Origin of the sequence: Streptomyces sp. NPDC002130 (assembly GCF_040296465.1) — a bacterium.
Classification (GTDB): domain Bacteria; phylum Actinomycetota; class Actinomycetes; order Streptomycetales; family Streptomycetaceae; genus Streptomyces.
In genome coordinates this window covers 1-1080 of sequence record NZ_JBEOXI010001201.1, presented here as the reverse complement: position 1 = coordinate 1080, position 1080 = coordinate 1, and the positions used below count along the sequence as shown (strand labels likewise).

Sequence of the window (1080 nt, the reverse complement as noted above, 5' to 3'; positions counted from 1 at the left end):
GAACTGATTGATACTCTGACGGTATGTCGCATTCGGGTATTCGGTCACGGTGAAGATGAGTCCCGAACTAGTGAAAAACAGACAAGTGCCCGTCCGGGACGTCGGGTACGCATCTTCGGTGGCGGATGCGACCGAGATCGAAGTTCTCAGCCTGGACACCATTCGCGTCAATGGGGGAAGCGCAGAGTTCATCGGCCCCCAACGTCCGCAGTTTCACTTGCTCGCGCTGGTGACCGAGGGTTCGGCGCTACACACCATCGACTTCGTGAACTATGCGGTGAGTCCGGGGACTGTGTTCTGGGTCAGGCCGGGGCAGGTGCAACAGTGGGGTCGAATCCAGGATTTCGAGGCGACGGTCGTTCTGTTCACGCCCTCCTCGCTCGACGCCGCCAGTCAGCAACTGTTGGACGGAAACTTTCGTAGTAGGCAGGCAGCGTGGCAGTTGTCCGGCGAGAACCTCGAGACCATCAGCACGGGTATGAAACACCTGAACCTGAACTACGCGTGTCCGGATACTTCCGCGCCGGCCGTTCGCGCGGCCATTCTGCGGCACACGCTGACAGCAATTCTGTTGAAACTGACCCATCTCGGCGGGCAGGAGCAGAGTTCGGTGCTGGCACACAATGACGTGATCGAAAGGTTTCATGCCGCTGTCGAACGTGACTTCGCCTCGGTACGTTCGGTTTCGGAGTACGCCAACACGATCGGGTACTCCGAGAAGACCGTATTGCGAGCTACCCGATCCGCTGCCGGGATGACCGCGAAGCAGTACATCGATCAGCGAGTGGTGCTCGAAGCGAAACGTCTGCTGTCTTTCGGTACGGACACGGTCACCCAGGTGGCGTCGAAGCTGGGGTTCGACGATTCTGCGAACTTCACCAAATTCTTCGCCACCCGGGTGGGTGTTTCTCCGCTGACCTTCCGTCAGGACGTCAGAGCGCGCTGAACGCCGCCCATCGCGCGTCGGCGCTGTCGAGCGTTCCGATTCCGCTCTGCCCCTTGCCATGATGACGACAGTCGTGCCGTTGGTGCCCGTGGTGTTGGCCGGCGTGACGACCTTCTCGTCCTTGACCGCCTCCC

Annotated in this window: 1 protein-coding gene; it reads left to right on the top strand. The window is 60.2% G+C overall.

Annotated elements, in window-relative coordinates:
• Positions 1-118 precede the first annotated feature (118 nt).
• Positions 119-946, top strand: a complete 828-nt coding sequence (locus tag ABT116_RS49630) for a helix-turn-helix domain-containing protein (protein WP_351648312.1) — start codon at positions 119-121, stop codon at positions 944-946.
• Positions 947-1080: the final 134 nt, after the last annotated feature.